Genomic DNA, 26821 nt, shown 5'->3' on the forward strand with positions numbered 1-26821 from the left:
GGATGAAAACACCAAATATTGTCGAAACATTAAAATTTGAGGAAATCTTTTCGCGAATGAAAGAAGAGTTAGTGCGTCGGAATGCAAGTTTTTCTGCACTAACTGAGAGTGATCCAGCAATAAAGATACTGGAAGTAGCAGCCTGGCGTGAACTTTTGCTTAGGCAAAGGATTAATGATGCAGCACAGGCAAATTTACTTGCTTTTGCAAGAGGTAATGACCTTGATCACTTGGCTGAATTTTATGGTGTGCTGAGAAAGGAGTCAGAGAATGATGAATCCTTAAGGAAGCGGGTAAAAGCCAAAATTGTTGGTTGGTCAACAGCAGGGAGTAAAGAGCATTATCGCTATCATGCATTATCTGCTGACACGAGAGTAAAAGATGCGCAAGTGGTATCACCTATACCAGGAAGTGTACAGATTTCAATACTTTCCACAGAAAATGGTGGAGTACCTTCAGAAGAATTGCTAGAGATCGTCAGAAATCACGTTATTCGCGATGATATTCGTGTATTAACAGATACGCTTACAGTTATTGGCTGTGGTATTATTCCCATTACTATTCATGCTAAAGTGCATATTTACCCTACTGCATCAAAAGATGTTATCGAAGCTGCAAAGGAACAATTTATCAAAGGTCTTGAGTCTACTAAAGGTTTAGGGTGGAATGTAACCAGGTCCTGGATTATTGCTCATCTTTTTACAGAAGGTATACAAAATATAGAGCTTACAGAGCCAATAGAAGACATAATTGTACAAAATAATGAATGCGTTGCTTTAAGTGATTTAAGTGTTAGGTAAAAATTGGTGATACTTCCTCCAAATGCTTCAAAGCAAGAGCAAATACTTACAGACATAATTAATTATTCTCTTGATGCAAATTCTCTACGGGGATTTAAATTTAACCCACAGACTGAAATGTTGCCGTGGCTAGTAGCGGAATACGGCTTGGGAGAAATTTTATCCTGGGGTAAGAAAGCTACTAAGAGTGCATTAAAAGAATGGGTCTTAGCTAAGCAAAACGGAATAAGATTTCAACGTTTGCGCGGTACACCACAGTCACTGAAGATGGCGCTGAAATGGGCAAACATTGATAATATTACCATTCAAGAAGAACCACCAGGAGAGCATTTTGCTGAATTTCAAATTGGCATCTCTGATGTTCCTAATGACTTTTTTGTCGATAGTGTAATTGCTCTGGCAAAACTTTCTGCACCGGCAAGATCTCGATTAATGCGAATATTCAATGATTATTACAATGCTCAGCGGTTTATGTTAGATGAAAGTATTTTTGGAGATCTTCTTTCAGACTACTCGGGTGTAAGAATAGCAAAAGAAGGGCCAGTATTATCGTTTGGAAGAAAAAACTCATTTGAGCTAAAAATAGGAAATCCAAGATTTAAATTTAGCACTTTTAGATCACATTATGATAGAAGTTACAGTAATGATTTATATAGGTTGGATGTTGCAGTATTAGGAGAGACAGAGCCTCACACCAAGAATTACAACGGTATATATGAAAGAAGTCACGAGTGGTATAACTTAAAAGCACTATATCCTCTACCACAGGGTTTATTGCCAGAAATTAAGTTTGCTAAAGCGTTGATAGTATTATCAGATAGTTGGAATTTGGGAGATATCAATGCTTGTTTTGCACCAACTGCTTATAAAGAAATAGAGCATACATTTTACTTAAGTGAAGATAAACTCTCTGAGCAGATTTGGAATTTTCGACGTACACCAATTTTAGAGCGGTTTAGTATAACTTATTACTACGAAGCAAAGAGTTTTACTGATCAAAGAATAATAGAGTCTAATTTAAGGGAATATCATATTGATTGTCAAAATGACTCAGATTTAAAACAGAAAGATCCTATTCATGAGCTAGAAAATTACGTAGCAGTATTTTACCCAGGTATGGTCACTTGGCATGAACATCGCCACTTAAATCGCCCTTGGAAAAATTTTGAGCCCATTATTACAAAAAAATTGGACGTTTTTTCTACGAATCTTGTATATATATAATATCAATCACGCAATCAGACATGTCAATACTGACACAATCAGGCAGAGCAGCTATTGCTGCGAGCATAAAAGAGCAACCAATACATCTTGCTTGGGAATCTGGAGATTCTACCTGGGAAAGCAGCTACAAAGTTGAAAAAACTTTTACAGCAGGCGGCAAGATAAGTTTAGATCACCACACTATTAAAGATGTAAAAGTTTATACAGGGCAAACAATTTATCAGTCAAGCATAGATTATATAGTTGATGGTAGCTCAGGCGCTATTGAGCGTGTAGAAAATGGTGCAATTATAGCAGATAGCGTAATCACTATAGAGTATACTCAAGACACACCACCGGAACTAATTACTTCTGCAACATTAATTAAGGAAGTTGGACGTCGTGTTGTTGATGAGGTGCTCTTTTGCAGTGGTGATGAGAATGGAGAACTTGTGACTCCATCTGGAAGGTTTAAACCATCGAATGTACCAATCAATAATCTGTATCTTAAATTTACTTTCGATTTCACGGACGCAGCAAATCAAGTAATAAGAGAGCTTGGAGTTATGGTTGGTACAAAGGTGGTAGAAAAATTGCCTCCTGGACAGAGATATTTTGAACCAAAAGATATAGAAGACCATGGAATCTTGCTGATTTTAGAACACACTGTACCACTTATCAGAACTGCTGCCACAAGAGAGACTTTTTCATTTGTTGTAACCTTTTAGAATAAAATGACTTTAAACACCTATTATAACCGCTTTAATCCTGACAAAGAATACGAAAAAAGCTTATTTCTTGCTGGAAGAGGTTTGCAATCTGCAGAATTAAACGAGACTCAGGAGTATGCTCTCTCTAAGCTTAAAGGCATAGGCGATGCAATATTTCGTGATGGTGATGTTATAATAGGAAGCAATTGTATTATAGATAGAGAAACTGGTAAAGTTACACTTGAAGCAGGAAAAATCTATCTTCGTGGAGCAGTTAGAAAAGTCGAAAAAGAAGAATTTATTATTCCACTGAGTACCACAGTGCGTATAGGTGTTTATTATGTAGAATCTACCATTACAGAACTTGAGGATGAAAATCTTCGTGATCCTGCTGTTGGTACAAGAAACTATCAGGAAGTAGGAGCTGCAAGACTTAAAGTTTCTACCATTTGGGGATACCAAGTAGAAAGTGTTACTGTTATAGCTCTTTTTACAATAATCCGAACAGACCGTAATATGCTACTGGCCTGCTATAGCCATAAACACATATCTTATCGCATTCGGACTATTATAAGAAAGGCTATAACTCTACAAATGGCGAATTTTACCCAATTTACCATATTGAAAATGGAGTATTGATAGAACATTCACTGCCACCACAAGCAAATATAGTAACTACAGCTCTTGCTCGTTATGACAAAGAAGCCAATGGTTCCTATGTCGTAAATGGTCTTGAAGTAATGTTCCTGCAAAAGGAAGAGGGAGAAGGAGGAAAAAAAATATTTGTGATTAATGAGGGCAAAGCTCATGTTGATGGCTATGAGATTGAACTTCCTCACAGTATTCGTGTTTCTTTTGATGAAGATCCGGATATAAAATCAGTTGAATCAGAACCACATACTTTTCAGCCAAATAGCCAAAGAGTAATGGAACTGAAGGTTAATGATTTTCCAATAAGTGAAATTAAAAAAGTAGATATAACTATTCAAAAAACTATTACCATTACTCACGGTTCATATTCTGGAGCTATTGATCCTATACCTGATTCTGCAGTACTTGAGATTATTCAAGTTAAACAAGGTAATGTTATTTATGAAAATAGTATAGACTATAAGTTAAACGCAGGAAACGTCGATTGGTCATTACCTAGTAAAGAGCCAGCTCCTGGGAGTAGTTACCTAATAACCTATCGCTGCCGCACTCATGTAAGCCCTGAAGATATAAATGAAAAGGGATGTAAAGTAAAAGGAGCAGTTGATAACAGCTTGGTTTTGATAGATTATACCTGGAAAATGCCGCGTTATGATTTAATCACTATAAATGCAAAAGGCGCAATAAGAAGGATAAAAGGCATAGCTCACCCTTGGCGACCATCAATGCCTAGAGCGCCTAGTGGACAACTTTTGCTTTGCTACATTCATCAGACGTGGAAAAAAGGCGAAGGGGTAAAAATAGTGAATAATGCTATTCATGCTGTACCGATGAATGAGCTTGAAGCAATGAAAAAAGGAATAAATGATCTTTATGCTCTTGTTGCACAGGAACGTCTACGTAGTGATGCAAATTCAAGAGAGCCAACCACGAAAAAAGGAGTATTTGTTGATTCGTTCTTCGATGATGATATGCGTGATCAAGGAATTTTGCAGTCTGCAGCAATAGTAAACAAGGAATTAATTTTACCAATAGATGTAACGATTGCTGATATTGATGGAGGAGAAAAAACTTATTTGTTGCCGTATGAACTTGAACCGGTACTGGAGCAGCTTTTACAGACCAAAGGAGAAAAGATCAATCCATATCAAGCTTTTGATCCAGTCCCGGCACAAATTACTCTAAATAAAAATATTGATCACTGGACAGAGGTTACCACGAATTGGAAAAGTCCAGTAACCAGAGTATTTAATGTTAAAGAAACAACAGAGCTGCTGTCAAGCACCTCATACGAAACTGAATTTATGCGAGAAGCAACTCAAAATTTTGAGATTGAAGGTTTTGCAACTGGTGAAAAGCTTAAGGAATTAAAGTTTGATGGAATTTTTATTCAACCTAAAGCATAGAAAATATTTGAAAGAAAAACATGATCGCAACATTTATTGCTGATAACAGAGGAAAAATAAAAGGAAGATTTACTGTACCAAGAAACATTCCTGCTGGGACTAAGTTAGTGCAGTTCTTCGGTGATAAAGGCAGTTATGGAGAAGCAACTTATACTGGTAAAAAAACAATTACCATAGAGGAAAGAAGAAGAGTTATCGCAGCAAGAAGAGTTGATCCTTTAGCGCAAACATTTACTCTAAATGAAAGTAGGCACATAGGAGGCGTGGAACTATGGTTTGTAAATAAAGGCAAAAAACGTGTTGTTGTGCAGATTAGAGAAACAGCAGTGGGAGTGCCCTCGCAAACTGTCATTGCTGAAAGCTATATTGAGCCAAAAGATATAAAGATAGATGGCACAGCAACACGTATAGAGTGGTCACCAGTGTTTTGCCATGCAGGAGAGGAGTATGCAATAGTACTACTTACTGATGATGCAGATACTGCAGTAAAAATAGCAGAACTTGGCAAATATGATGCAGTAAATAGCCGTTGGGTAACAAGCCAGCCATATCAAGTAGGAGTATTACTTTCATCAAGCAATGCAAGCACCTGGACTCCACATCAAAATTTAGATTTAACGTTTCGGCTTTTGGCTGCAAAATTTAGCGAAAATTCTCACGTTATTGATCTGGGAAAAGTTACAGCAACCAATACTTCAGATTTAATTGTTTTGACGAACGTCGAAAAAGTAGCATTTGATACCAATGTGGAATTTATCTTAACAGATGAAGAGGGAAAAGAGAACTTTTTGTCTGATAATTTGCCACTTGCACTGCGTGAAAGACTATCTGGAGAGCTAACAGTAAAGGCAAGACTAAAAGGAGGGCGAGAAAAAAGTCCAGTGCTATATCCTGGGTTACAGCTAGTTATGGGTAATATAGGGGAAAAAGGAGATTATGTTACAAGAAGTATTACAGCAGGAGCTAATACTAAAATCACCATAACGTACGATGCGCTGATACCTGGCACTGCAGATGTTAAAGCTTATGTACAAAAAAGCAACAGTGATTGGCAATTAGTAAATTTAACATCAGGAAAACCAATTGGAGAAAATTGGGTAGAGAGAACTCATGTGCTGACAAATTTTAATGCTAATGAGACAAGGATAAAATTAGTTTTAAGTGGAACGGTTATTTATCGTCCTAAAGTCAAAAATCTCAGAGTAATAGTAACATAAAATTTAAATGACTTTTGATCAAACCAAACGAGGATATCCTTTGCCGCATCCAGAGAACATAGCTGTAGAAGATGTAGTACGTATTCGCAGAGCCATAGAAAAGATAGATGAAGATATGAGTGAAAGAGAAGATGAACTTAAAAATAATTTTGAACGATTTAGATTTGAAACTTTTTTGAATTTTTGGGAATGAAAGAAGCAATATACCAAAGGATAAAGGATTTAGCAGCAAATAGCACGGCTGATCAACTGGCATATCTTGCAAAATCGCTGGAATTGATAGCAGATAAAAAAGCTATTGCTGACATTGTACAAATATAGCCTTTCTTATAATAGTCCGAATGCGATAAGATATGTGTTTATGGCTATAGCAGGCCAGTAGCATATTACGGTCTGTTCGGATTATTGTAAAAAGAGCTATAACTGAAGTAAAAGAGATAATTGATGCACTACAGAGAAGGCTTAAAGATTTAGCAGGAAGTAGTACACCAGATCAACTAGCATATCTTGCTAAAGCACTGGAATCAATAATCGACAAAAGTGCGGTTTCTGAAATTGTACAGATGACAGATGGTAAGTTAAAAGAACTCTTGAGCGCTGCAAGGACGCACTTAAGTGACATAAATAGCAATAAGGAAAATTCAATATCTGCAATAACTGAAGCGAAAACAGATTCTGTCAATGAAATTAACAAGCTTAGGGATAATTCCTTAAATACTTTAAAAGCATCATCAGATTCGCATATATCGCTACTTGATACGAGAAAGAATGCCAATATTGCAGCAATAAATAGCATTAGTAACAGTCATAAAGATGGTCTTAAAGGTTTAGTAGAAGATTTTCGTGCTGTTAATAATGTACCATCTGGCTCATCAATTATTAGGGAAATAGAAACTCGTGATAACCAATTAAAAACATCCCTGATAAATGAGGTAAAAACTCGGGATGAACAGTTAAAAGTGTCTCTTATAAATGAAATAAGAAAGCGCAACATGGTTGAACCAGGGTCATTACCTTTCTTATTTGGTGTACTTGGAAGAAAAAATAATTATTTTGGCCACGGAACTTTTACGACAGAGCTTGGAAAGTGGAGTAGTGATATAACAAAAACTGACTATATGTTACAACTACTAGCAGGTAGCCATACGTACAATACAGATTACGTTAGTTTTTATCGGCCAAGACAACTAAGTTTTATAGAGGGAAGTAAAGGAACATTTATTTACGGAGAGTTATGCACAAAAAGTTTTTCGGGTAGTTATGATGAGATATACTATTACCCGTATGCTGCACTTGGAGTAGTATTTGTAAAAAATACAACCAATGTGAACATAAATAAGACAATGGAATTTGTTGGATCATCGTATTCGAGTACGGAGTATGGGGGTGCAGGATTATTTGTGGGAACACCAGATAATACCAATTCTAATAAATCAAGAATTTCAAGAATAATATGGAAAAATGTTTACCAATACACGAGTTCTGATAGCAAATTAGCTGGATCTGGTAATGTGGAGATTCCAGCAGGAAAAACAGTTGCAATATTACTTTACACATCATCTTACCTGTATTCCAGAACACAAGTTAGTCAAGGTATGCTTGCATCAAATTATGTACACAACTATGGTCAATTTATTCAGTGGGGGATTTATAACATACGTAGCAATGTTCTAACTACAGGACTTGAAGTAGATGTGGAGAGAACGCTAAAAGCTTGGCAATGTCCAGGATTATCTAACACGTATGAGATTTGGAGGTAACAAACAATGTCTATCTACATTAGATTTGAAAATGATAAACAAGTAGAAACAACAACACTTGAAAGCAAGCCAACTGAAAATGATTGGTATGAAGCACCAGAAGATTTTGATTGGCAAAAAAGCTATTGTTTAACAGAAGGAGGCAAAATTGCTCAGCGGAATCAAGAAGATATTGAATTGGAGTTACTACAAAATGCGAAGTTTTCTGCACTTTCTAATCTTCATGCTTATTATGATAACTATACTCACCAATACGCAGGATATTCTCATCAGAAGTCTAAGTCGTACGAAATACAAGCAAAAGCCGCAGAGAACATTTTAGCAGCACCAGAATCTATAGACAAAAAAGATGCAGAAATTATAGAGCCATTAGCAAAAGTCCGTGGTATTACGGTTATTGAAATGGCAAGAATAATTGAAGAAAAAGCAAAAAAAGCAGTAAAAGAAATAATTAAATGTGAAGAGTTGGAAGACATTACCAAGAAGAAAATTGCAGAAGCCAAAAGTGTAGAGAACTTACTAAACGATTTTAAACAAAAGATACAAAGAAATGGCTGAAGAATTTTTACACGGAGTAAAGGTTATTGAGGTAACCTCAGGAGCAAGATCAGTACGTACAGCTAAATCATCAGTGATAGGTGTAATTGGTACTGCCCCTGAAGCTGATGAGCAAAAATTTCCACTCAATAGTCCAGTATTAATAGCAGGAAGCTTAAAGGAAGCAGCAAAGCTTGGGAAAAGTGGAACACTACCTTCTGCAACAAACGGAATATTTTCCCAAATTGGTGCAACAGTAGTAGTTATTCGAGTTAAAGAAAGTGAAAACAGCGATTCAAAGCTCAAAGAAAGTGAAACTATCCAAAATATAATTGGCGGTGTTGATAAAGAGACTGGAGAGTATCAGGGGATAGAGGCATTCCTCAGTAGTGAAAGCATAGTTCATATTGCTCCAAAAATATTAATTGCACCTCAGTTTACTCATCAGTTACCTGAAATAGATGGAGTAAATCCAGTAGTGAGTGCTTTAATTTCCATAGCAGAAAAATTAAGAGCAATTATTGTTGCAGATGGACCAAATACTAATGATGAAGAAGCAATAAAATGGAGAAAAAGTGTAGGCAGCTCAAGAGTTTACGTAGTTGACCCTTGGGTTAAGGTATTTATTGAAGGAAAAGAAGGAACCTTGCCAGCAAGCCCATTTGTAGCTGGTTTAATAGCAAAAGTAGATAGCGAACAAGGATTTTGGCACTCACCTTCAAATAAAGAGATAAATGGTATTGTTGGAACAAGCAGGCCTATTGATTTTACGCTCGGTAATACAAATTGTAGAGCAAACCATTTAAATGAAAATGAAGTAACAACGATAATTCATCAAAATGGCTATAGGCTTTGGGGAAATAGAACATGTTCAAACGATTCGAAATGGGCTTTTCTATCAGTAAGGCGCACTGCAGATTTAATTAACGATAGTTTACTTCGAGCTCATCTCTGGGCAGTTGATCGCAATATCACAAAAACTTATATAGATGATGTGATTGAGGGGGTGAATTCTTACCTTGCAAGTTTAAAAGCGCAAGGAGCAATTATCAGTGGAAAATGTTATGCAACTCCCGAACTCAATACACCGGCAAATATTGCAAGTGGAAAAGTATACTTTGACTTTGAGTTTACACCACCATATCCGGCAGAACAAATAATATTCAGGTCTCATCTCGTAAATATAAGTTAGGAGAAAGCAAAGTGTTACCGAAAATACTGAGAAATTTTAACGTATTCGTTGATGGTCGTGGTTATGCAGGAAAAATAGATGAAATAACCTTGCCAAAACTTACCATAAAAACAGAGGAATACAGAGCTGGTGGTATGGATATTCCAATAAATATTGATATGGGCATGGAGAAGCTTGAAGCAGATTTCACTTTTTCTGAATACGATACAGAGCTCTTTCGGCTATTTGGGTTGATAAATGGAAATTCAGTAGCTTTGACGCTAAGGGGCGGATTACAAGGCAGCGGAAACAATGATATTGAAGGAGTAATAATCAATTTAAGAGGCATTTTTAAAGAGTTTGACTTTGGTAACTGGAAACCTGCTGAAAAAGCAACGCTGAAGTGTACTGTAGCTGCTCATTACTATAAACTTACTATAGGTGGTAATGAGTTAATAGAAATCGATGCTGAAAATATGATTAGAAAGATAAATGGTGTTGATCAAATGGCACTACTTCAAACGGTGCTTGGAATATGAAGATTTTTAGAATTCTATTTTTTAGATGTTGATCAAATAGTTACAACATTTTACAAGATTTTATTTTTTATAGGAGAATTTTATGCAAACTATAACACTAAACAACCCAATTACAGTTGATGGTATTTCTGTCTCAGAACTTACCGTTAGACGTCCAAAAGTTAGAGATTATCTAGCTATTGAGAGACTTAGTGGTAGTGATCTAAGTAAGGAAGTAACTTTGACTGCCAATTTGACATCAGTTGCAAAAGAAGCGATTGAAGAGTTAGATATTGCTGATTATGTAAAAGTACAAGAGGTATTAAAGGATTTTTTTTCACCGATTATCCAAAAAACTTGAGATTAGAAATACTAGTGCTTGGCTCTATCATAGGTGGTGGAGTTGAGCACATTCTTGATATGGAGATTAGTGAATTTATCTTATGGCATAAAGCAGTGAGGAAGGTACAATGTCAACATTATCTATAAAAATCGGAGCAGTTTTAGATGGAAGTTTTAATACTGTAATAAAAGGAAGTAGTAGTCAACTTACCCGTCTTGGTGAGAATATAAGAAAGCTTGACTCATCTTTAAAATCAGTATCAAAGTTTAAGCAGTTGGGTCATGATGTTTTAACTAGCAGAAGGTCATGGAAGGGCTTTGAAGATCAAGTAAAATCTTTAGCTAAACAAATGAAAGCAATAGAGAAACCGAGCAAAACTTTAAAAGCAGAATTTGACAAGGCCAAAACCTCCGCAACAAAAGCAAAAGAAGCATATTTGAAAAAGAGAGATGCTTTACATTCATTCAATGAAGAAGTAAGGAAAAGTGGAAGAAATATTAAGTACTTAGTAAGTGACCAACATAAACTTGGCTCTTCTATTGAAGTATTAAAAGGTAAGTATGGTAAGCTTGGATCTGCAATACGTAGTCACCAAAGTTTTTTAGCAAGCAAAGCACATTTTAAGTCACAAATAATAGAAACAATTGGGCTTGGATTAACGCTTGCAGCTCCAGTTAAAGTTGCAATTGATTTTGAATCGGCTATGGCTGATGTAAAGAAAGTAGTAAGGTTTGATAGTAAAAAAGATGAAGCTAATAAATTTGCTCAAGAGCTCAAAAAGTTGTCTCGTGAAATACCCTTGTCAGCTGCAGAATTAGCACAAATAGCTGCAAGTGGTGGTCAACTTGGTATTGACAAAAATGATCTTATAAAGTTTACAACAGTAGTTGCCAAAATGACCACAGCGTTTGATATGTCGGCAGAAGAAGCTGGTAATGCTATTGCAAAAATATCCAATGTCTATGGAATTAAAGTTGATGGCATGGAAAATGTAGGTAACATAATAAACCATCTTTCAGATAATACTGCTGCCAAAGCTAAGGAAATGGTTCTTACACTGAATAGAATTGGTGGTAATGCTAAACAGTTTGGTTTAGAAATTGATCAAGCAAGTAGCTTAGCAAGTGCGTTCATAAGTTTAGGTAAACAACCCGAAAAAGCAGCAACTGCTATAAATAACTTTCTTAGTAAATTACAGACCGCAAGAGAGCAAAGTCCTGAATTTCACGATGCATTAGATGAGATGGGAACAAGTATAGAAGAGCTCGAACAAACTATTAAAAAAAATCCTCAAGAGGCAATATTGCAATTTCTTGAAACTTTAAAAAAAATAGATGACCAAGAGCGTGCCGGTATTCTTATGAATCTATTTGGCGCTGGGTTTCAAGATGACATTGCTCTTTTAGTAGGAAGCTTAGACATTTACAAGAAAGCTATTGAACATTTAGCTGATAAAGAAAAATATAACGCTTCAATGCAGGACGAATTTAACAATCGGGCAAATACTACAGCTAATAAATTACAATTACTTAAAAATGCAGTATTTGAAGCTGGCATGAATCTAGGGTCAGTAATGTTACCTACTTTAAATTATGTAGCTGGAAGTTTGAAAGCAATAACAGAGCGTATAGCTTCTTTTGCAGAAAAATATCCAACTTTAACTACAGCAATCATGAGTACTTTAGCAGCCTTGATAAGTTTGAAAGTCTTAGTAGTGGGAGTAGGCTATGGAATTACTTTATTAGGAAGTACAATTTTTGGTCTTAAAGCAACGATACTGACAACATTTTCATCTTTATCAAGTATAGTTTTTCCTGCAGTAATAACAGGGCTAAGAGCAATAACACTAGCTGTAATGACTAACCCAATTGGACTTTTAATAGCGAGTCTTGTTACTGGTGCAGCTCTTGTTATCACTAACTGGCAAAAGGTAAAAGACTTTTTCTCTAACTTTTGGGAATACATAAAATCACTCATTAAACCCATAGGAGAAACTTTTTCATGGATAGGAAATAAAGTTAGTAGCATATTTGCTGAGAATAGTCCGATTAGAAAATTTGAAAATAATGGAAATGTTGTTAATAGGCTTTCTAAAAATAGCATTTTCAGTAACGGAACCCCATTGACAAGTAATAGTGCTATTAAACAATTTTCAGAAAATAGTAAAGGCAATTTTGAGAGTTTTAAAGTTAAAGGTGTTATAGAAGAAAAAAGAGCTATAGAACAAGAAGAAGTTGAGAAAGCATTCAAGAAAAGTAGATATGAAAATAGGGAATCTAAAGTATATAACCAAGCATTCTATCAAACGTTTAATATCAACATTAAGTCTGAAGATGTCCGCAGCGTTGCTGATGCAGTAATAGAACGATTTAGAGAACAAGCACGTGGGGCACTTTTTGATATAGTTGAAGAGTTACATTGATGTTGCTTGGAAAATGTAAGCTTGAACCAATAAGCCTAAGATACAGTAAAGAAAAAAGGTGGTATACAATTGAATGTATTGAAAAAACGTTGCTACAAAACATTGGCTCAGGAATTGAATGTATTGATCTGACAGGAGTGATTTATCCGCGTTATCAGAGTAACGGCTTAGAACAGCTAAAAAATATACGCGATACTCAAGAACCGCACGTTCTGGTTGATAATTCAGGAAATATACTTGGAAATTTTGTCATTACTAATGTAGAAGAAAAACAGATATTATTTTTTCCTGATGGAAAACCGAGAAAAGTTGAGTTTATTTTGAAGTTAAAAGGTTACAGTAAGTGATTTATTATTACACGAAAGAAAACGAAATGTTAGATGAAATTTGCTGGAAACATTATGGATACAGTAGTGGAGCAGTGGAGGAAGTATTGCTTGAAAATCCAGGCCTTGCAGAACATGGAAGTTTTTTGCCCGCTGGATTAAGAATTAAGCTTCCTAAAATTCAAAAAATACTGAAAGAATCTGTTATAAATATTTTAGATGAATGACACCAGATTTTGATATAGTAGCAAAAAATAACCCAGTAACAGAGGTTTTAAAAAAGAGTTTAATATTACTACGTGTAACTGATGGATCCGGTACTACAAGTGACGAAGCTGAGATATGCATTAATTATAGCTCTAGCGCTTTAGAACTTAAGGGTAATTTACAGGTTTTTCTAGGATATAAAGAAACAGGTTTATTACCTATGGGGGTATATAAGGCAAATCAAATTACAATACAAAGTCCACCGCAAACTTTAAGAATAAAATGTGATGCTGCAAGTTTAAGAGGATCATTAAAGGAAAGAAAATCAAAGGAATGGAAAGACATTACCTTGGGAGATTTGATTAAAGAAATAGCACAAGAACATGGGTATGAAGGTAAAGTCGCTGAAAGATTTGAAAATATATTTATACCACATACCATTCAAGCAGAAGAAAGCGACATGAGTTTTTTGGAAGGATTAGGCAAAAAATATGATGCGTTAGTAAAACCAGCAGGAGGATATATAATTTTTATTCCAAAGGGAGAAGCAAGATCAGCGACTGGAAAGATGTTAGGTACAACAGTATTAACACCTAAAGATATTATAAATTGGGAGGTAAATTTTAATGTGCGTAACAAATATGGATCTGTTATTGCAAAATGGCACAGTTATGAAAAGGGAGAAACTATAGAAGAGAAAGTGGGAAATGAGGGTCCAAGTTATACCCTGCAAACGCTTTACTCTACCGCAGAATCAGCAATTAGTGCAGCAGCAGCCAAGTTAAAACAACTAAAACGTAGTACATCAAGTTTAAATGTAACTGTTCCTGGTAATCCAGAATTATTTGCAGAAGCTAAGATCAGCCTTTCAGGATTTTGTCAGGAAATTGAAGGTGAATGGGTAATTAGCAAGGCAGAACATATTCTGAATAATAGAGGATATCAAACTATAGTAGAGGCAAAAGTGAGCAAAGCTATTTAAATGAAACTTAAGCAAATGATTATTTAATTCTAAAAAAATGTTAGACATGAACAAAATAAGTAAGAACATAAAGAATAAGATAAATTTTCTATGGCTTATGATAACAATTATATGTGTTGTTGTTACATGTTGCTATACAAAGAGTAAAGCTGTGAGTAATTATAAAACAGTACTACAAATTGCTTCTGAAAATTGTAACTTAGAGGTTGTAAAACTTTTGGTAGAAAATCTATTAGATGTTATAGCTCTTTTTACAATAATCCGAACAGACCGTAATATGCTACTGGCCTGCTATAGCCATAAACACATATCTTATCGCATTCGGACTATTATAAGAAAGGCTATAATGTGCAGGTTCCTAAATTAACAGCATTACATTATGCTTCAGAGGCAGGTTGTTTAGAAGTTGTGGATTTTCTAGTGCAAAAAGGAGCTGATATAGGCGCTTCTGGTGGGTATGAGGGATGGACACCGCTGCATTATGCTGCAGATCAAGGACGTTTGGAAATTGTTAAATTTTTATTAGACAAAGGAGCAGATCCTATTGCTGTAGCTAAAGATGGAAGAACACCTAGAAGCATGGCTGTAATATCAGAAGAACGTAATAAAGATAAAAACAAGCAATACAGAGAAGTAATAAAACTACTTTCCAATGCAGAAGGCTCGCTCAAAAATAGCAAATAATATCAAAGATATATTGGAGTCATAAGGATCTGCAGAAGAGCAATACGAATTCAAATAGTGACTACCACAGCAAAATATAGAAACTGAACATATTTCTTCTTTTATCAGTAATTTGCAATTATTTTATAACCAGTAAAAAATATGCTAAAAAAAATCCCAATTACAGTAATTATTACCATATTAATCCAAACCGTAGCAATCATATGGTGGTTATCCAAGCTAGACTCAAGGGTACAATTTCACGATAAACTTATTGAATATGGTTTAATGGAAAAAGTATTAGTACTTGAGGAAAGGGTAAAAAATCTTTCTGAGGAATTGGATGAGCTTAAAGCTGATTTAAAGTAATTATTCTTCTACTTTTGGTGTATAAGGATCAGATTGAGATTGACGATCCTTCCAGTTTTCGATGTATTGCTCAACTAATGTAGGGTCTCCTGTTATAATCAGTAGATTCTCAGCGTTTTTTTTCTGCGCGGCGTCAGAGAAATTGAAAGATCCAGTTATGATTTTTTGCTCATCAATAATCATAATTTTACTGTGTGAAATTGCAGACGCCGTCTTGTCAGTCAACAAAAAAATTATAAAAATTGTCTCATTGCCTAGGCTGTATTGTAAAACTAAAAAATACTTCCAACTCACATCCTGTATAGCGGATACAGATTATAGTTATGTTGATAAGTAAATTTCTGCTGTCTTGTATATATAAAACTAATTTACTTATCAACATACTAATTACATTCAATGAATTTGTGTAAGATGCCATTTTACGTAAGATAGAATGGAAGCATTTTTTGATTTTAAAGTACTAAACCTTCAGTTAACCTCCTGGCCCTGTAGTTTTTGATATGGTCAGGATCAAAAGCCTTTTTTGATCTTAAAATACCAAAAACAATATGAAGTAACTTACGCATTGCAGACCCAACTATGGCCATATTATGCTTACCCTTTTCCTTTAATCTCTGGCAAAAGCTCATAATAATAGGATTGTGATTCTTAGCTACTATGGCAGGAAAGAAAAGTGCCTTACGTAATGGTTGTGAACCGGATTTACTTAATCTGGGTTTGGCATATACAGATGAACCTGATGTTATATTTCTCGGTATAACTCCTGCATATGCTGCCAATTGTCTGGCATTTCTAAAAACTTCTATGTCAGGAACCTCAGCTAAAATAGCTACTGCTGATTCCTCTCCTATTCCTGGAATAGTCAGTAGAAGTTGAAAATTTTCCAACAACTCTTTGTGTTGCTTTAATAGTTCACGTACGGAGTTTTTTATTGTTTCTATTTTTTGAGCTATATTCATTGCAAGGTCTTCCCAAGCATTTGCAACTTCTTTGGGCAGTCTCTCTTTTTTTTCTAAGTGGTTATTTACTAATATCAATTCATCTTTTAACGCAACCGAGCAACGATAAAGATGTTTTAATTTTTTCAGTTCAGGAGAAGGTGGTGTCCAACGAGTAGGTTCCTGTCTTTGGCAACAATCAGCAATAATTTCTGCATCAGTCTGATCATTTTTTTGCCGTGTAAGCTTACTTCTTGCGTAGGATTTTATGCAATAAGGATTTACAACACTAACAAAATGTCCAGTATTGTGTAGAAATTCAGCCAAAGCTTCACTATAACAACCGGTAGCTTCCATGCAGGCTTTTACTTGTTCTACATTATGTTTTTGTAGAAAGCTCAGTAAACCTTGAAACCCATGATCATCGTTCTTAAAGCTCCTTTTCCTAGTTTCACGTTTTCCTTTTTTACTTATAAATGAGAGAAAAACATCAAAGCGATCTTTTGATACATCTATGCCAAGAAAGTTGTTGATCATATATAACCCCATACGTTACCATTAAAAATGAAAAGTAAGGCTAACCTTGTTAATACAGAATTAGAACCATTTAGGTCTTTCTAAGACGCCGTCCAGCCTATACTTTTGAGAGGGAGCTCTTATCTGCAAAACAGATTTTATATCTAAGGTTTATATCAGAGTTCCTCCCTTCTCCAACTAATGCTTAAGCTTAAAACATTAGATGCTTTTTTCAAGATACAAGGTTTATAGTCTATGTATATTGGGATTTTTTGATGAAACAGTTCATTAATAACACTATACTTTGAGCTAACTTGCGATTCGTCGAGAATAACCATGACATCAACTCCACGCTTTTTAGCTTGAACTAAGGATTCAGCAATAGGCTTTGAGGTAAATTGGTATGCCTGAACCAACACGGATTTTTTAGCATGATCCACGGAATCAATTATTAGGTTGGTGCAATTTTCTCTAGGAGTGAAACATACAGTAGTACTTGGACAAGAAACACAACCTGATAAAAGCAAACAAGTTAAAAAAATCAATAAATATCTAAACATGATTAAATATATCCTTTCAGTTGACGGAGGAGGCATAAGGGGCATAATACCAGCCATAATATTAGCAGAAATAGAAAAAAGAACAAGAAGAACTATAGCTGAAATCTTTGACTTAATGGCAGGAACCTCAACCGGTGGAATTGTTGTAGCAGGGTTATGCAAGAAAGATAATCAAGGAAATCCCCAATATTCAGCCAATGATTTAGTTGAGCTTTACCAAGAGTACGGAGCATATATTTTTAAGTCTTCATTTTTTAGGCGATCAATACTATCTTGGTTTAACTATGCACAATACCCCAGTAAAAATATTGAGTATGTACTTCATAAATATTTTGGCGATGATATCCTTAAAAACACTTTAAGTAACGTGTTGATTACGAGTTACGATATTCAGAATAATTGCCCATTTTTCTTCAAAAGCTGGAAAGAAGGTAATATTAAGCTGAGAGATGCACTCAGAGCTGCAACGGCTGCACCTACTTACTTTGCACCTAAATATCTTAAAATCAACCAAAAGGAAATGGTATTAGTGGATGGAGGGGTATTTGCAAATAATCCAGCGGCTTGTGCATATGCAAGTGGTAAGAGGTTATTTCCAAATAATGATATTCTACTGTTATCGATAGGTACTGGAAGAACAGATAGAAGCATAGAGTATGCCAATTCAAAGAGACTTGGAAAAATAGGCTGGATAAAACCACTATTACATGTGATGTTTGCCTCAAGTTTAGATTCAGTAAATTACCAACTTGATCAAGTTATAGGTGATAAATATATACGTATACAATCGCGATTAAAAATAGCATCACCTGACATGGATAATATTACATCAAAAAATATCAAATCTCTTCAGGAGGAGGCAAAGGCAATGATAGAAAACAATCAGAAAGTGATAGAGAAATTCTGCATAGAAGTGTTAAATATATAACTATCTTTACTTATATCTTAATATATTATTTAACACTCCCAACCGTCTTTAACACAATTCAATTTTCACACTCATCAGCAGTTAGGCGACTTGCTCGCACAATAATATCAATAGCAACACCTGCCTTTGCTAGATTTTTTACAACCTTGATTTTCTCCGCTTTTTTAACTTTTTCCTTGCCGCTTTTCATATCTTCAGATAGAGATTTGACTAACGCATCTAATGATTCTTGTTCTCTGTACTCGTCTATTAAACTCAATAGCCTATTTTCTTCTTTACTTTCTCTCGTTTCAGGTAGCAAAACTTTAATATTCACTGATAATGCTCTTGCTATTTCATATAATTTATCAAATGAGATGGCAGTACATCCTTTTTCATATTCGTGTATTTCCTTGAGCGTTAAATCAACTTTATCCGCCAAATCTTTTTGAGTATATCTCCTCATCAACCTCCATTCTCTTATTCTTTGCCCTACTCTGTAGTATATAGAATCAGTGCAGACTTCTTTCTCTGTATTATCATACTCGTAAATAGATAAGCCGGTTGCTTGGGAAATTATGTCAACTGAAACTCCTTCTTTTACTAGATTTTTTGCTACCTCTAATCTTGCCTCCTCTTGATTGATTTTCTCGCTAATATGAACAAACCTGACTAATGAAGGTACTATTTTGCCTAACTTTTGATTCTCATATATTTTCGTTAGATAGAATATTTCTTCGTCTTCATCTTCATACTCTCTTACTGTTATTGGTTTAGGTAATAGATCTACAACATTAACTGACAGTACTCTTGCTATTACATATAGTACTTCAATCGGAATATGAATATACCCATTTTCATAATTGGTTACTTCTTTATATGCTAATCCGATTTTACTTGCTAACTCTGCTTGAGTACACCTTTGCATTAATCTACAATCTTCTATTTTTTGCCCTATTTTGTAGTGTATAGAACTAACATCTCTTACAGAAACAAACATATATACCTTACTTAGAAATAAATTTTCATGCAATTTGATCAGCGGATAAACCAACTATTTGCAAAATAATATCAATAGAAATTCCCCCTTTTACTAAATCCTTTGCAACTTTGATCCTTTCCGCTTTCCTCACTTTTTCTTCGCAAATATGCATCCCTTCAAACAAAGATTTTATTAATGCATTACGTAGTTCTTGGCTCTCAATTTCTTTGTATTCTTTAATCAAATCAGGTAGCTCATTTTTCACTTTACTCCCTTCCTCTATTAGTAGATCCGTAATATTAATCGATAATGCTTCTGCCATTTCATATAATTTATCAAGTGGAACAGCAGTCCTTCCTTGTTCATAGTTGCTTATTTCGTCACGTGTTGTATTCATTTTCTCTCCTAAATCTTTTTGAGTATACTCTCTCACTAGCCTCCATTCTTTTATCTTCTTTCCTATTTGGCAGTATATAGAACCAACTTTTTCTTCAACACATTCATCAGCAGAGAGGCCAATTATTTGTGAAACAATATCAACAGAAATTCCTGCTTTAACCAAGCGCTTTGCTATTTCCGCTTTCTCTGCTTTCCTGCTACTTTTCTCACTAACTTGAACAAATTTGGTTAGTAAACAAAACATCTTACGTAACTCTTGGTCATTAATCTTTTTATATTCTCTTACTAGATTCAATATTTCTTCTCCCTCATCTTCAAGACAGCTTTTTGATACAGGAATTAGATCCGTAATACTGATTGATAATGCCTCAGCTATAGCATACAACCTTTCAATTGGAACTCTACGATTCCCTTTCTCATATTGCAGTATCACCCAATACTTTACACCAATTTTCTCTGCTAAATCTTTCTGAGTATACCCTCTCTCTAACCTCCAACTTTTTAATTTTTCTCCCACTTTATAATCTAGACTTTTTTCCACAAAAAGAACCATACATATAATATTTTATACTATAGCTCAAAGGCTCCAGATATAATAGCTAGACTCTGGAACCTTTAAATTAAAGTGCCCTACAAGTTTCTTTACTATTTTCACGTACTTTGTCTACCCATGAAAACAATTTTTCACTTACTTCCTTCTGCTTTTCACTCCATATGCCACATCTAGTGAAATTACCTCTTTCTACCACTTCCTTAAGTTTCACTCCCCCAAAGAGGCAATTTTTTCCAATTTCTTCGCCTCTTTTTTGTAACTCAGCCCACATTTCCTTATTTGCTACTCTCACTTGCACCTGATCTGCCTCTTGGTACAATATAATATTTAGCTTACCAACGCTCGTAGGAAATTCTAATACAATAGAGCTTCCATCTGACATATCAGTGTAGTTTCTTATACCTCCCTTCTCACTTTTAACTTCAACTGCATTATTGCCAATTTTTAAAATATTACTTCCTAACTCTCTGTTTGCTTTCAGTACTTTGGCAACTTCTACCTTGCTGTCCTCAGAGAATTCCACAAAAAACGTCCTATTATCTATTTCTAGATCTATTAAAGCTCCTTCCTGAACAGCACTTTCACCAGCTTTTCCTAGTTCTTCTAGTTGCTTATCTATCTGTGGCTGAATTTCTGGTTGTAGCTCATTATAGATTTCACCTATCAGTTTATTCTGTAGTAGAGTATCATGAAACTCTGCACCGCTTAACATTAATTTACGTATTACCTTTTTACGATCAACCTTATCAAATTTATGAAAATGTGTACCTAATACTACATACTCTGCGAAACTCCATTCCCCATCATTACATGCATTTAGCCTTGCTCCATCATCTATTACTTCATCTATAACTTTATTCATCTCTTTTAAACTTTTTGCTCTTACCACAGCACTTTTAAACCAGCTCAATTTTTCGCTTTCGCTTATACTTGGCTTTATTTTTTGCAAGGCAGAGGTAAATGGATTTTTATCTTCTTGATCACTTATAGGTTTTGTGCCATATATGTAATCAAGTCCCTTTCCGTAGTTGATTTGAACGTCTCTATTAGGGAAGGGCACTTCTCCAGGTTTTTTAGCCTTATTAGTTTTGCTTACAAAGGTGGACTGCTGGTTAACACGACCAATTCCTATAATAGCATTTAACATCTCACCTTCTGATAATTTATCAAGATCAACGTTTAATTCATAAGTACCTCCTTTCTTATCATCAAAAGGTACAATTATTTTATTACCCATATTATCCTCACTATTAAAAATACTTTTTAAGCGTACAATAAACTTTATTATTATACATTCTATTACTCATTATAAATTATAATGAGTAGATTTGCAAATATTTTCTGCTATAACAATCCGTTTTCTCGAAAGCTGAAATAGCCTCCACTTGTGATGATAATATGGTCAAACAATTTTACGCTTACAGTACTACATGCTGCTGCTAAGCTCTTCGTTACTGCTTGATCTTCTTCTGACGGCTCTAAGCTTCCTCCAGGATGGTTATGTGACATTATTATTAATGTTGCATTTTTTATTAATGCTTTTTTTATAATCTCCTTTATGTATACCGGTGCTTTTTCCATTTCACCAATATAGGATTCTTCTCCAATTAGTTGGCGCCTCTTATTCAAGTACAGTATTTTTACACATTCCCTTTCTGAGTGGCCTATACTTACGTTTAAGTACTCTACTAGCCCTTGTAAGTCCATTATTGGCTCACTCTTGAGCTTTTCTCTCAGTACCCTTTCTAGTGTTTCCTTAACGCACATAATCATTGCTACTGCAGAATCAGTCACTCCTTCTATAACTTTCAGGTCATCCATTTCTCTACCTAAAATCCTTCCTACTCCCGTATAGCTATTCACTAGATTTTTAGCAATTTCTTGAGCCTGTGGCCTTTCATGCACTGCACTTAAAAATGTTTCCATTATTTCACGATCAAGTAGTGCTTTGCCTTTGCTTTCTATAGCTCTTTTTACAATAATCCGAACAGACCGTAATATGCTACTGGCCTGCTATAGCCATAAACACATATCTTATCGCATTCGGACTATTATAAGAAAGGCTATAATATTCTGAACTCTATTTCCTCTTTACTTTTATTCATATAATTTACCCTTCACTAACAACAAACTTTTTTTAAATATTTACTGCTGTTTTTTTATCAGCATTGGCATAGAGCCATAGCTTCCGAGTGAAGTCAAATCAATTTTTCAATCTTTTTTACTTATTTTTTTATCAAGAGGTAAAGATATTAATACATGGTGATTTTTTTATTTTAAACTTGTTGAATTTCGCCTAAAGAGAGGCCTGTTATTTGCAAAATAATATCGGTAGAAATTCCTTTTTTAACTAAGTTCTTTGCAATTTTGATTCTTTCTTCTTCTCTAATTTTCTCCTCACAAATCCGTATGCCTTCAAGCAGAGATTTTATTAGCACATACCGTAATTCTTGACTCTCAATTTCTTTGTATTCTTCAATTAAATTCGGTAATTCATTTTCCACTTTATCATCTGCATCCTCTGTTAGTTCAAGTAGGTCCATGATATTAATCGATAATGTTTCCGCTATTGCATACAATTTTTCCAGTGGAATAGCCACACATCCTTGTTCATAGTTGCTTATTTCGTCACGTGTTGTACTCATTTTCTCTGCTAAATCTTTTTGAGTATACCCTCTCACTATCCTCCACTCTTTTATCTTCTTTCCTATTTGGCAGTATATAGAACCAACCTTTTCTTCAACACACTCATCAGCAGAGAGACCAATTGTTTTTGAAACAGTATCAACAGAAATTCCTGCTTTAACCAGACCCTTTGCAATTTTTACTTTCTCTGATTTTTTACTACTTTTCTCAACAACTTGGGCAAACTTGGTTAATAAACAAAACATTTTACGTAGCTCCTGACCGCTAATCTTTTTGTATTCTCTTATTAAATTTAGTATCTCTTCTTCCTTATTTTTAAGGCAGACTTTTTCACTTGATACAGGAATAAGATCCATAATATTAATTGATAATACCTCTGCTATAGCGTACAACTTCTCAATCGAAATTTTACGTGTTCCTTTTTCATATTGTAGTACTATTTGATATGTTACGCCGATTTTTTTTGCTAAATCTTTTTGAGTATAACCTCGCTTTAACCTCCAGCTCCTTACTTTTTGTGCTATCTGATACCTTATAGAGATATTTGCCATAAATATTATACAGTTTAATACTACCAAATAAAGATATACAAAATGTTTGCATTTTAGTTGAATATTTCTTCAGAATTGTGTATGATTACTGATGCTTTTTATCTTACTTTCTCATGGCTCTTTCTAAATTTTTAGATCCTAAGCTAGATTTGACATTCAAAAAAATATTCGGCACTGAAAAAAAATAAGAATATCCTTATCCACTTTTTAAATGACATCTTAGGCTTTGCTGGTGCTAACGCAATACAAGAAGTTGAGTTCCTTAGCACCATCATGAATCCTGAAATTGCTTCTGATAAACAAAGTATAGTCGATGTTCTCTGCAAAGATTCCCATGGAAATAGATATATTGCGGAGATGCAGCTCGCTAAGGACAAGAGCTTTGAAAAACGTGCTCAACTATATGCTGCCAAAGCTTACTCAAGACAATCTGGCAATTACGTTGATTTTAAGAAAGTATTCTTTATTGCTATTTCCAATAGTACGCTATTTCCTACAGAGGTTGAGTATATTTCTACTCATAATACGAGAGATAAAAACCAACGGACATTATCTAAAAGATTTTCAATTCGTTTTCATTGAGTTGCCTAAATTTACAAAAAATAGAGTAGAGCAACTAGAGAGCACAGTAGAAAGGTGGGTTTTCTTTTTTCGTGCGACCCGGAAGGTCATGATTTTGTGGTGGTTAAATTCCATCTTCCCAGACATCAGGGATAATGTATATCTCACATTTCAAAGAGTGGCAACCTTTGGGATGCAAGCATGAGATAAAAGCAGGTAACACTAAACCTCGTGGTGAATCCCTGCAAACAGAGTTGGATATGATTACGAGAGAAACTTACGTCTGAATTGTCGTCAAAGCACAATATGCGAAAGGAGGTTGGATTACGCATAGACCAAAACGGTACGAAGCACAAAGGGGAACTAAAGATTGAAAACTTTAGTTACTGATGTTCTCAGCTTCCGGCAAACAGTAGGAATCTAAGTCCAACGTGAAACAAGATCATGGAACGGAGTAACCACATAAATGCTCTTATATTTATATAAATATAAGTAGGTAGTCAGCCGCAAGTATTTATGTTGGAGGGATTGTTTAAGAAGCTAATGCCCAAAGTAATATTTGGGATATGCAGACGTAAACACTGTAATTTGGAAGGTAAAGTTGTGAATAATAGTGAACATGTTATGAACCAACAAAAAGTTAGGTATGAATGGAATGAAATTCCTTGGCGGAAGCTGAAGAAATCCTCATTTAAGCTACAAAAACGAATTTACCGAGCTTCTACATGTAATGATATCAAAAAGGTGCATAATCTTCAGAGATTATTACAAAAATCAACAAGTGCAAGAATACTCGCAGTTAGAAGAGTAACACAGGACAATAGAGGGAAAAAGACAGCAGGTATCGATGGAAAAGCGAGTCTCAACCAAAAAGAAAGAATGCAATTAGCATATTCTATGGATTTGAAGGAAAAAGCAAAACCATCGAGACGAGTTTGGATCCCAAAACCTGGTAAGCCATTGGAGCGTCGCCCCCTTGGAATACCCACTATATCGTGTCGAGCAAAACAAACACTTGTAAAAATGGCTTTAGAACCAGAGTGGGAGGCAAAATTTGAGCCAAACACATACGGTTTTAGACCTGGTAGATCTTGTCATGATGCAATTGAAGCCATATTTGATGTGCTTAAACAGAAAACAGCATACATTTTAGATGCCGATATTTCTGGATGCTTTGACAAAATTGACCACAACACTCTGTTGGAAAAACTTAATACCACACCAACTATTAGGAAAATAATAAAAGGATGGTTAAGAGCAGGTGTTATGGATGATGAAAAATTTCAATCTACAAAATGTGGCACAATTCAAGGAGGGACGATCTCACCGTTACTTGCTTGTATTGCATTACATGGATTAGAACAGCATATAAAAAAGACATTAACAAATGAACTTTTTCAACACACGAAAAGGAAATATGGAAAAATATCACATAAAAAGGCACAAAAAACCATAAGTGTTATATTTTATGCTGATGACTTTGTCATCATACATGAAAGTAAAGAGATTATTCTTAAGGCAAAAATTTTAGTTGAAGAGTGGTTAAAAACCATCGGACTAGAATTAAAGCCCTCTAAAACAAAAGTTTATCATTCACTAAGAACCAGTAATGGAACAAAACCAGGATTCGATTTTCTTGGATTTTCAATAAGACAATATCCAACAAAAGAAAGTAAGAAAGGTTACAAGTTATTAATCAAACCAAGTCGTAATTCTATAAAACAGCATACACTAGCTATTATAGCTCTTTTTACAATAATCCGAACAGACCGTAATATGCTACTGGCCTGCTATAGCCATAAACACATATCTTATCGCATTCGGACTATTATAAGAAAGGCTATAAACATAAGCTCAGAGAAATGCGTGGAGCACCACAAGAACGGGTGATAAAGGATCTCAATCCAATAAATAGAGGATGGAGTCAATATTACTCCTCGGTAGTTTCATGTAAAATCTTTAGTTCATTGGATAATATTATGCATAGAAAACTCTGGAGATGGGCAGTTTTTAGGCACCCAAACAAAGGGAGATGCTGGATAAAAAGAAAATACTTTAAGAAGTATAATAACGAAAACTGGCGCTTTATGACAAGTAACAAGATACGTCTTACTATACACAGCGATCATGTTATCAAACGACATATCAAAGTGCAAAAAACCAGATCTCCATATGATGGTGATTGGGTTTATTGGGGTAATCGTCTTAGAGAAATACCAGATAAGCCATCAAGAGTAATAAAATTATTGAAGTTACAACAAAATAAATGCGATAATTGTCGACTATGGTTTGAAAGTGATGATATAATAGAAATACATCATAAAGACCGGAATAGACGAAACAATATGATCAAAAATTTATCTTTGTTACATGGGCATTGTCACGATGAATTACACAGGAGGTGTGCATGACAAGCACCAAATTAGAGAGAAGCCGTATGAGGCGCAAAGTCTCACGTACGGTTTTGAAGTCGAGTGAGGAGGGGCGACCTTCTTCACTTAGACAACGATATGCAGACGAAACTAGTGAAGAAGAGCTAGAGAGAATAATAGGAAGTGATCTAATAATTAAAAGAGCATATGAAGAACTAAATAGATTCAACTGGTCAGAAAAAGAATTTATTGCCTATGAACAAGAGATAAAGCGTATTCGTGATGAACAGGCTGTCCTTGCTCAAAAACTCGATGATGCCACTCAAAAAGGTAGACAAGAAGGTAGACAAGAAGGTATCCTCATCGGCGAAGAAAAGGGCAGAAAAGCAGAAAAAATCGAAGTTGCAAAAAACCTACTTAAGGCTGGCATTTCTATTAATGTTATTTCCCAGACAACTGGCCTTCCTCAAGCTGACATTGCACAACTTCAGGAAGAAACTTTTTAGTCCACTACCTTCTTCCAGCGACTATAGCCCTTCTCATAATAGTCC

Annotated in this window: 29 protein-coding genes and 4 pseudogenes; 25 read left to right on the plus strand and 8 right to left on the minus strand. The window is 35.0% G+C overall.

What is annotated here, in order from left to right; genetic code table 11:
- The first annotated feature begins 2 nt into the window (after positions 1-2).
- The 19 genes and pseudogenes from AAGD87_RS07125 (at position 3) to AAGD87_RS07220 (ending at position 15285) form a co-directional block, all read left to right on the plus strand.
- The gene (locus AAGD87_RS07125; protein ID WP_015588499.1) at positions 3-800 is read left to right on the plus strand and encodes a baseplate J/gp47 family protein; all 798 of its coding nucleotides are present in this window, start codon (positions 3-5) and stop codon (positions 798-800) included.
- A 6-nt stretch (positions 801-806) separates the two neighbouring features.
- Positions 807-2024, plus strand: a complete 1218-nt coding sequence (locus AAGD87_RS07130) for a phage tail protein (RefSeq protein ID WP_012673240.1) — start codon at positions 807-809, stop codon at positions 2022-2024.
- Between the two features lie 20 nt (positions 2025-2044).
- On the plus strand, positions 2045-2731 hold the full coding sequence (locus AAGD87_RS07135; protein ID WP_341817555.1) for a hypothetical protein: 687 nt from the start codon (positions 2045-2047) through the stop codon (positions 2729-2731).
- Positions 2732-2737: 6 nt separating this feature from the next.
- Positions 2738-4770 (plus strand): annotated as a pseudogene (locus tag AAGD87_RS07145) (DUF4815 domain-containing protein).
- A gap of 20 nt (positions 4771-4790) precedes the next feature.
- The gene (locus tag AAGD87_RS07150) at positions 4791-5987 is read left to right on the plus strand and encodes a hypothetical protein (protein ID WP_208571638.1); all 1197 of its coding nucleotides are present in this window, start codon (positions 4791-4793) and stop codon (positions 5985-5987) included.
- 7 nt (positions 5988-5994) lie between these two features.
- Positions 5995-6180 (plus strand): hypothetical protein, encoded by a 186-nt coding sequence (locus AAGD87_RS07155; RefSeq protein ID WP_174517025.1) that lies wholly within the window; start codon positions 5995-5997, stop codon positions 6178-6180.
- Positions 6177-7747: pseudogene (locus AAGD87_RS07160) on the plus strand (hypothetical protein). The gene AAGD87_RS07155 and the pseudogene AAGD87_RS07160 overlap by 4 nt, the downstream one beginning before the upstream one ends.
- 6 nt (positions 7748-7753) lie before the next feature.
- Entirely contained in the window at positions 7754-8305 is a 552-nt protein-coding gene (locus AAGD87_RS07165) for a hypothetical protein (RefSeq protein ID WP_341817556.1), read from the plus strand.
- Positions 8298-9476, plus strand: coding sequence for a phage tail sheath subtilisin-like domain-containing protein (locus AAGD87_RS07170; protein ID WP_341817557.1), 1179 nt, complete (start codon positions 8298-8300; stop codon positions 9474-9476). The genes AAGD87_RS07165 and AAGD87_RS07170 overlap by 8 nt, the downstream gene beginning before the upstream one ends.
- A gap of 11 nt (positions 9477-9487) precedes the next feature.
- Positions 9488-9994: a phage major tail tube protein gene (locus AAGD87_RS07175; RefSeq protein WP_341817558.1), complete on the plus strand. Its 507-nt coding sequence runs from the start codon at positions 9488-9490 to the stop codon at positions 9992-9994.
- An 82-nt stretch (positions 9995-10076) separates the two neighbouring features.
- Complete coding sequence (locus AAGD87_RS07180; protein ID WP_341817559.1) at positions 10077-10334, plus strand: phage tail assembly protein; 258 nt, start codon at positions 10077-10079, stop codon at positions 10332-10334.
- Positions 10331-10462: a hypothetical protein gene (locus tag AAGD87_RS07185; protein ID WP_341817560.1), complete on the plus strand. Its 132-nt coding sequence runs from the start codon at positions 10331-10333 to the stop codon at positions 10460-10462. The genes AAGD87_RS07180 and AAGD87_RS07185 overlap by 4 nt, the downstream gene beginning before the upstream one ends.
- The gene (locus tag AAGD87_RS07190) at positions 10444-12738 is read left to right on the plus strand and encodes a phage tail tape measure protein (protein WP_341817561.1); all 2295 of its coding nucleotides are present in this window, start codon (positions 10444-10446) and stop codon (positions 12736-12738) included. The genes AAGD87_RS07185 and AAGD87_RS07190 overlap by 19 nt, the downstream gene beginning before the upstream one ends.
- Positions 12738-13085, plus strand: a complete 348-nt coding sequence (locus AAGD87_RS07195) for a phage tail protein (RefSeq protein ID WP_341817562.1) — start codon at positions 12738-12740, stop codon at positions 13083-13085. The genes AAGD87_RS07190 and AAGD87_RS07195 overlap by 1 nt, the downstream gene beginning before the upstream one ends.
- Positions 13082-13291 carry a tail protein X gene (locus AAGD87_RS07200; protein WP_406828312.1) on the plus strand — a complete coding sequence of 70 codons (210 nt, stop codon included), beginning with the start codon at positions 13082-13084 and terminating at the stop codon, positions 13289-13291. The genes AAGD87_RS07195 and AAGD87_RS07200 overlap by 4 nt, the downstream gene beginning before the upstream one ends.
- Complete coding sequence (locus AAGD87_RS07205) at positions 13288-14253, plus strand: phage late control D family protein (RefSeq protein ID WP_341817563.1); 966 nt, start codon at positions 13288-13290, stop codon at positions 14251-14253. The genes AAGD87_RS07200 and AAGD87_RS07205 overlap by 4 nt, the downstream gene beginning before the upstream one ends.
- A gap of 151 nt (positions 14254-14404) precedes the next feature.
- Positions 14405-14620: a hypothetical protein gene (locus AAGD87_RS07210; RefSeq protein ID WP_341817564.1), complete on the plus strand. Its 216-nt coding sequence runs from the start codon at positions 14405-14407 to the stop codon at positions 14618-14620.
- On the plus strand, positions 14602-14937 hold the full coding sequence (locus AAGD87_RS07215) for an ankyrin repeat domain-containing protein (RefSeq protein WP_341817565.1): 336 nt from the start codon (positions 14602-14604) through the stop codon (positions 14935-14937). The genes AAGD87_RS07210 and AAGD87_RS07215 overlap by 19 nt, the downstream gene beginning before the upstream one ends.
- A 141-nt stretch (positions 14938-15078) precedes the next feature.
- On the plus strand, positions 15079-15285 hold the full coding sequence (locus AAGD87_RS07220; RefSeq protein ID WP_341817566.1) for a hypothetical protein: 207 nt from the start codon (positions 15079-15081) through the stop codon (positions 15283-15285).
- Here AAGD87_RS07220 and AAGD87_RS07225 read toward each other — a convergent pair whose 3' ends face one another.
- From AAGD87_RS07225 to AAGD87_RS07235, 3 genes are all read right to left on the minus strand, one after another.
- Positions 15286-15510, minus strand: a complete 225-nt coding sequence (locus tag AAGD87_RS07225) for a phospholipase D-like domain-containing protein (protein WP_410541798.1) — start codon at positions 15508-15510, stop codon at positions 15286-15288.
- A 227-nt stretch (positions 15511-15737) separates the two neighbouring features.
- Positions 15738-16760, minus strand: a complete 1023-nt coding sequence (locus AAGD87_RS07230) for an IS110 family transposase (protein ID WP_114517465.1) — start codon at positions 16758-16760, stop codon at positions 15738-15740.
- A gap of 155 nt (positions 16761-16915) precedes the next feature.
- Positions 16916-17356: a phospholipase D-like domain-containing protein gene (locus AAGD87_RS07235; protein WP_410541883.1), complete on the minus strand. Its 441-nt coding sequence runs from the start codon at positions 17354-17356 to the stop codon at positions 16916-16918.
- Between AAGD87_RS07235 and AAGD87_RS07240 the strand changes: the two genes are divergently transcribed.
- Positions 17298-18227, plus strand: coding sequence for a patatin-like phospholipase family protein (locus tag AAGD87_RS07240; RefSeq protein WP_341817567.1), 930 nt, complete (start codon positions 17298-17300; stop codon positions 18225-18227). The genes AAGD87_RS07235 and AAGD87_RS07240 overlap by 59 nt on opposite strands.
- Before the next feature lie 58 nt (positions 18228-18285).
- Here AAGD87_RS07240 and AAGD87_RS07245 read toward each other — a convergent pair whose 3' ends face one another.
- The 4 genes from AAGD87_RS07245 to AAGD87_RS07260 form a co-directional block, all read right to left on the minus strand.
- Positions 18286-19206, minus strand: a complete 921-nt coding sequence (locus AAGD87_RS07245) for a helix-turn-helix transcriptional regulator (protein ID WP_341817568.1) — start codon at positions 19204-19206, stop codon at positions 18286-18288.
- A 25-nt stretch (positions 19207-19231) separates the two neighbouring features.
- A complete protein-coding gene (locus tag AAGD87_RS07250) occupies positions 19232-20140 on the minus strand; it encodes a helix-turn-helix transcriptional regulator (protein ID WP_341817569.1) in 909 nt (302 codons plus the stop codon).
- 67 nt (positions 20141-20207) lie between these two features.
- On the minus strand, positions 20208-21377 hold the full coding sequence (locus tag AAGD87_RS07255) for a hypothetical protein (RefSeq protein WP_341817570.1): 1170 nt from the start codon (positions 21375-21377) through the stop codon (positions 20208-20210).
- Between the two features lie 107 nt (positions 21378-21484).
- The gene (locus AAGD87_RS07260) at positions 21485-22066 is read right to left on the minus strand and encodes a RadC family protein (protein ID WP_341817571.1); all 582 of its coding nucleotides are present in this window, start codon (positions 22064-22066) and stop codon (positions 21485-21487) included.
- A 22-nt stretch (positions 22067-22088) separates the two neighbouring features.
- Between AAGD87_RS07260 and AAGD87_RS07265 the strand changes: the two genes are divergently transcribed.
- Positions 22089-22217, plus strand: a complete 129-nt coding sequence (locus AAGD87_RS07265) for a hypothetical protein (protein WP_341817572.1) — start codon at positions 22089-22091, stop codon at positions 22215-22217.
- 199 nt (positions 22218-22416) lie between these two features.
- Here the strand turns inward: AAGD87_RS07265 and AAGD87_RS07270 are convergent, their stop codons facing one another.
- Entirely contained in the window at positions 22417-23337 is a 921-nt protein-coding gene (locus AAGD87_RS07270; RefSeq protein WP_341817573.1) for a helix-turn-helix transcriptional regulator, read from the minus strand.
- Between the two features lie 113 nt (positions 23338-23450).
- Between AAGD87_RS07270 and AAGD87_RS07275 the strand changes: the two are divergent.
- From AAGD87_RS07275 to AAGD87_RS07290, 4 genes and pseudogenes are all read left to right on the plus strand, one after another.
- Positions 23451-23992: pseudogene (locus tag AAGD87_RS07275) on the plus strand (Rpn family recombination-promoting nuclease/putative transposase); the annotation flags it as partial.
- A gap of 509 nt (positions 23993-24501) precedes the next feature.
- Positions 24502-25788: a reverse transcriptase domain-containing protein gene (locus tag AAGD87_RS07280; RefSeq protein WP_341817574.1), complete on the plus strand. Its 1287-nt coding sequence runs from the start codon at positions 24502-24504 to the stop codon at positions 25786-25788.
- Positions 25761-26309, plus strand: coding sequence for a group II intron maturase-specific domain-containing protein (locus AAGD87_RS07285; protein WP_341817575.1), 549 nt, complete (start codon positions 25761-25763; stop codon positions 26307-26309). The genes AAGD87_RS07280 and AAGD87_RS07285 overlap by 28 nt, the downstream gene beginning before the upstream one ends.
- A gap of 95 nt (positions 26310-26404) precedes the next feature.
- Positions 26405-26776, plus strand: a pseudogene (locus tag AAGD87_RS07290) (Rpn family recombination-promoting nuclease/putative transposase); the annotation flags it as partial.
- Positions 26777-26821 lie beyond the last annotated feature (45 nt).

The sequence above is a fragment of the Wolbachia endosymbiont (group A) of Pherbina coryleti genome (assembly GCF_964026875.1).
Taxonomy (GTDB): domain Bacteria; phylum Pseudomonadota; class Alphaproteobacteria; order Rickettsiales; family Anaplasmataceae; genus Wolbachia; species Wolbachia pipientis.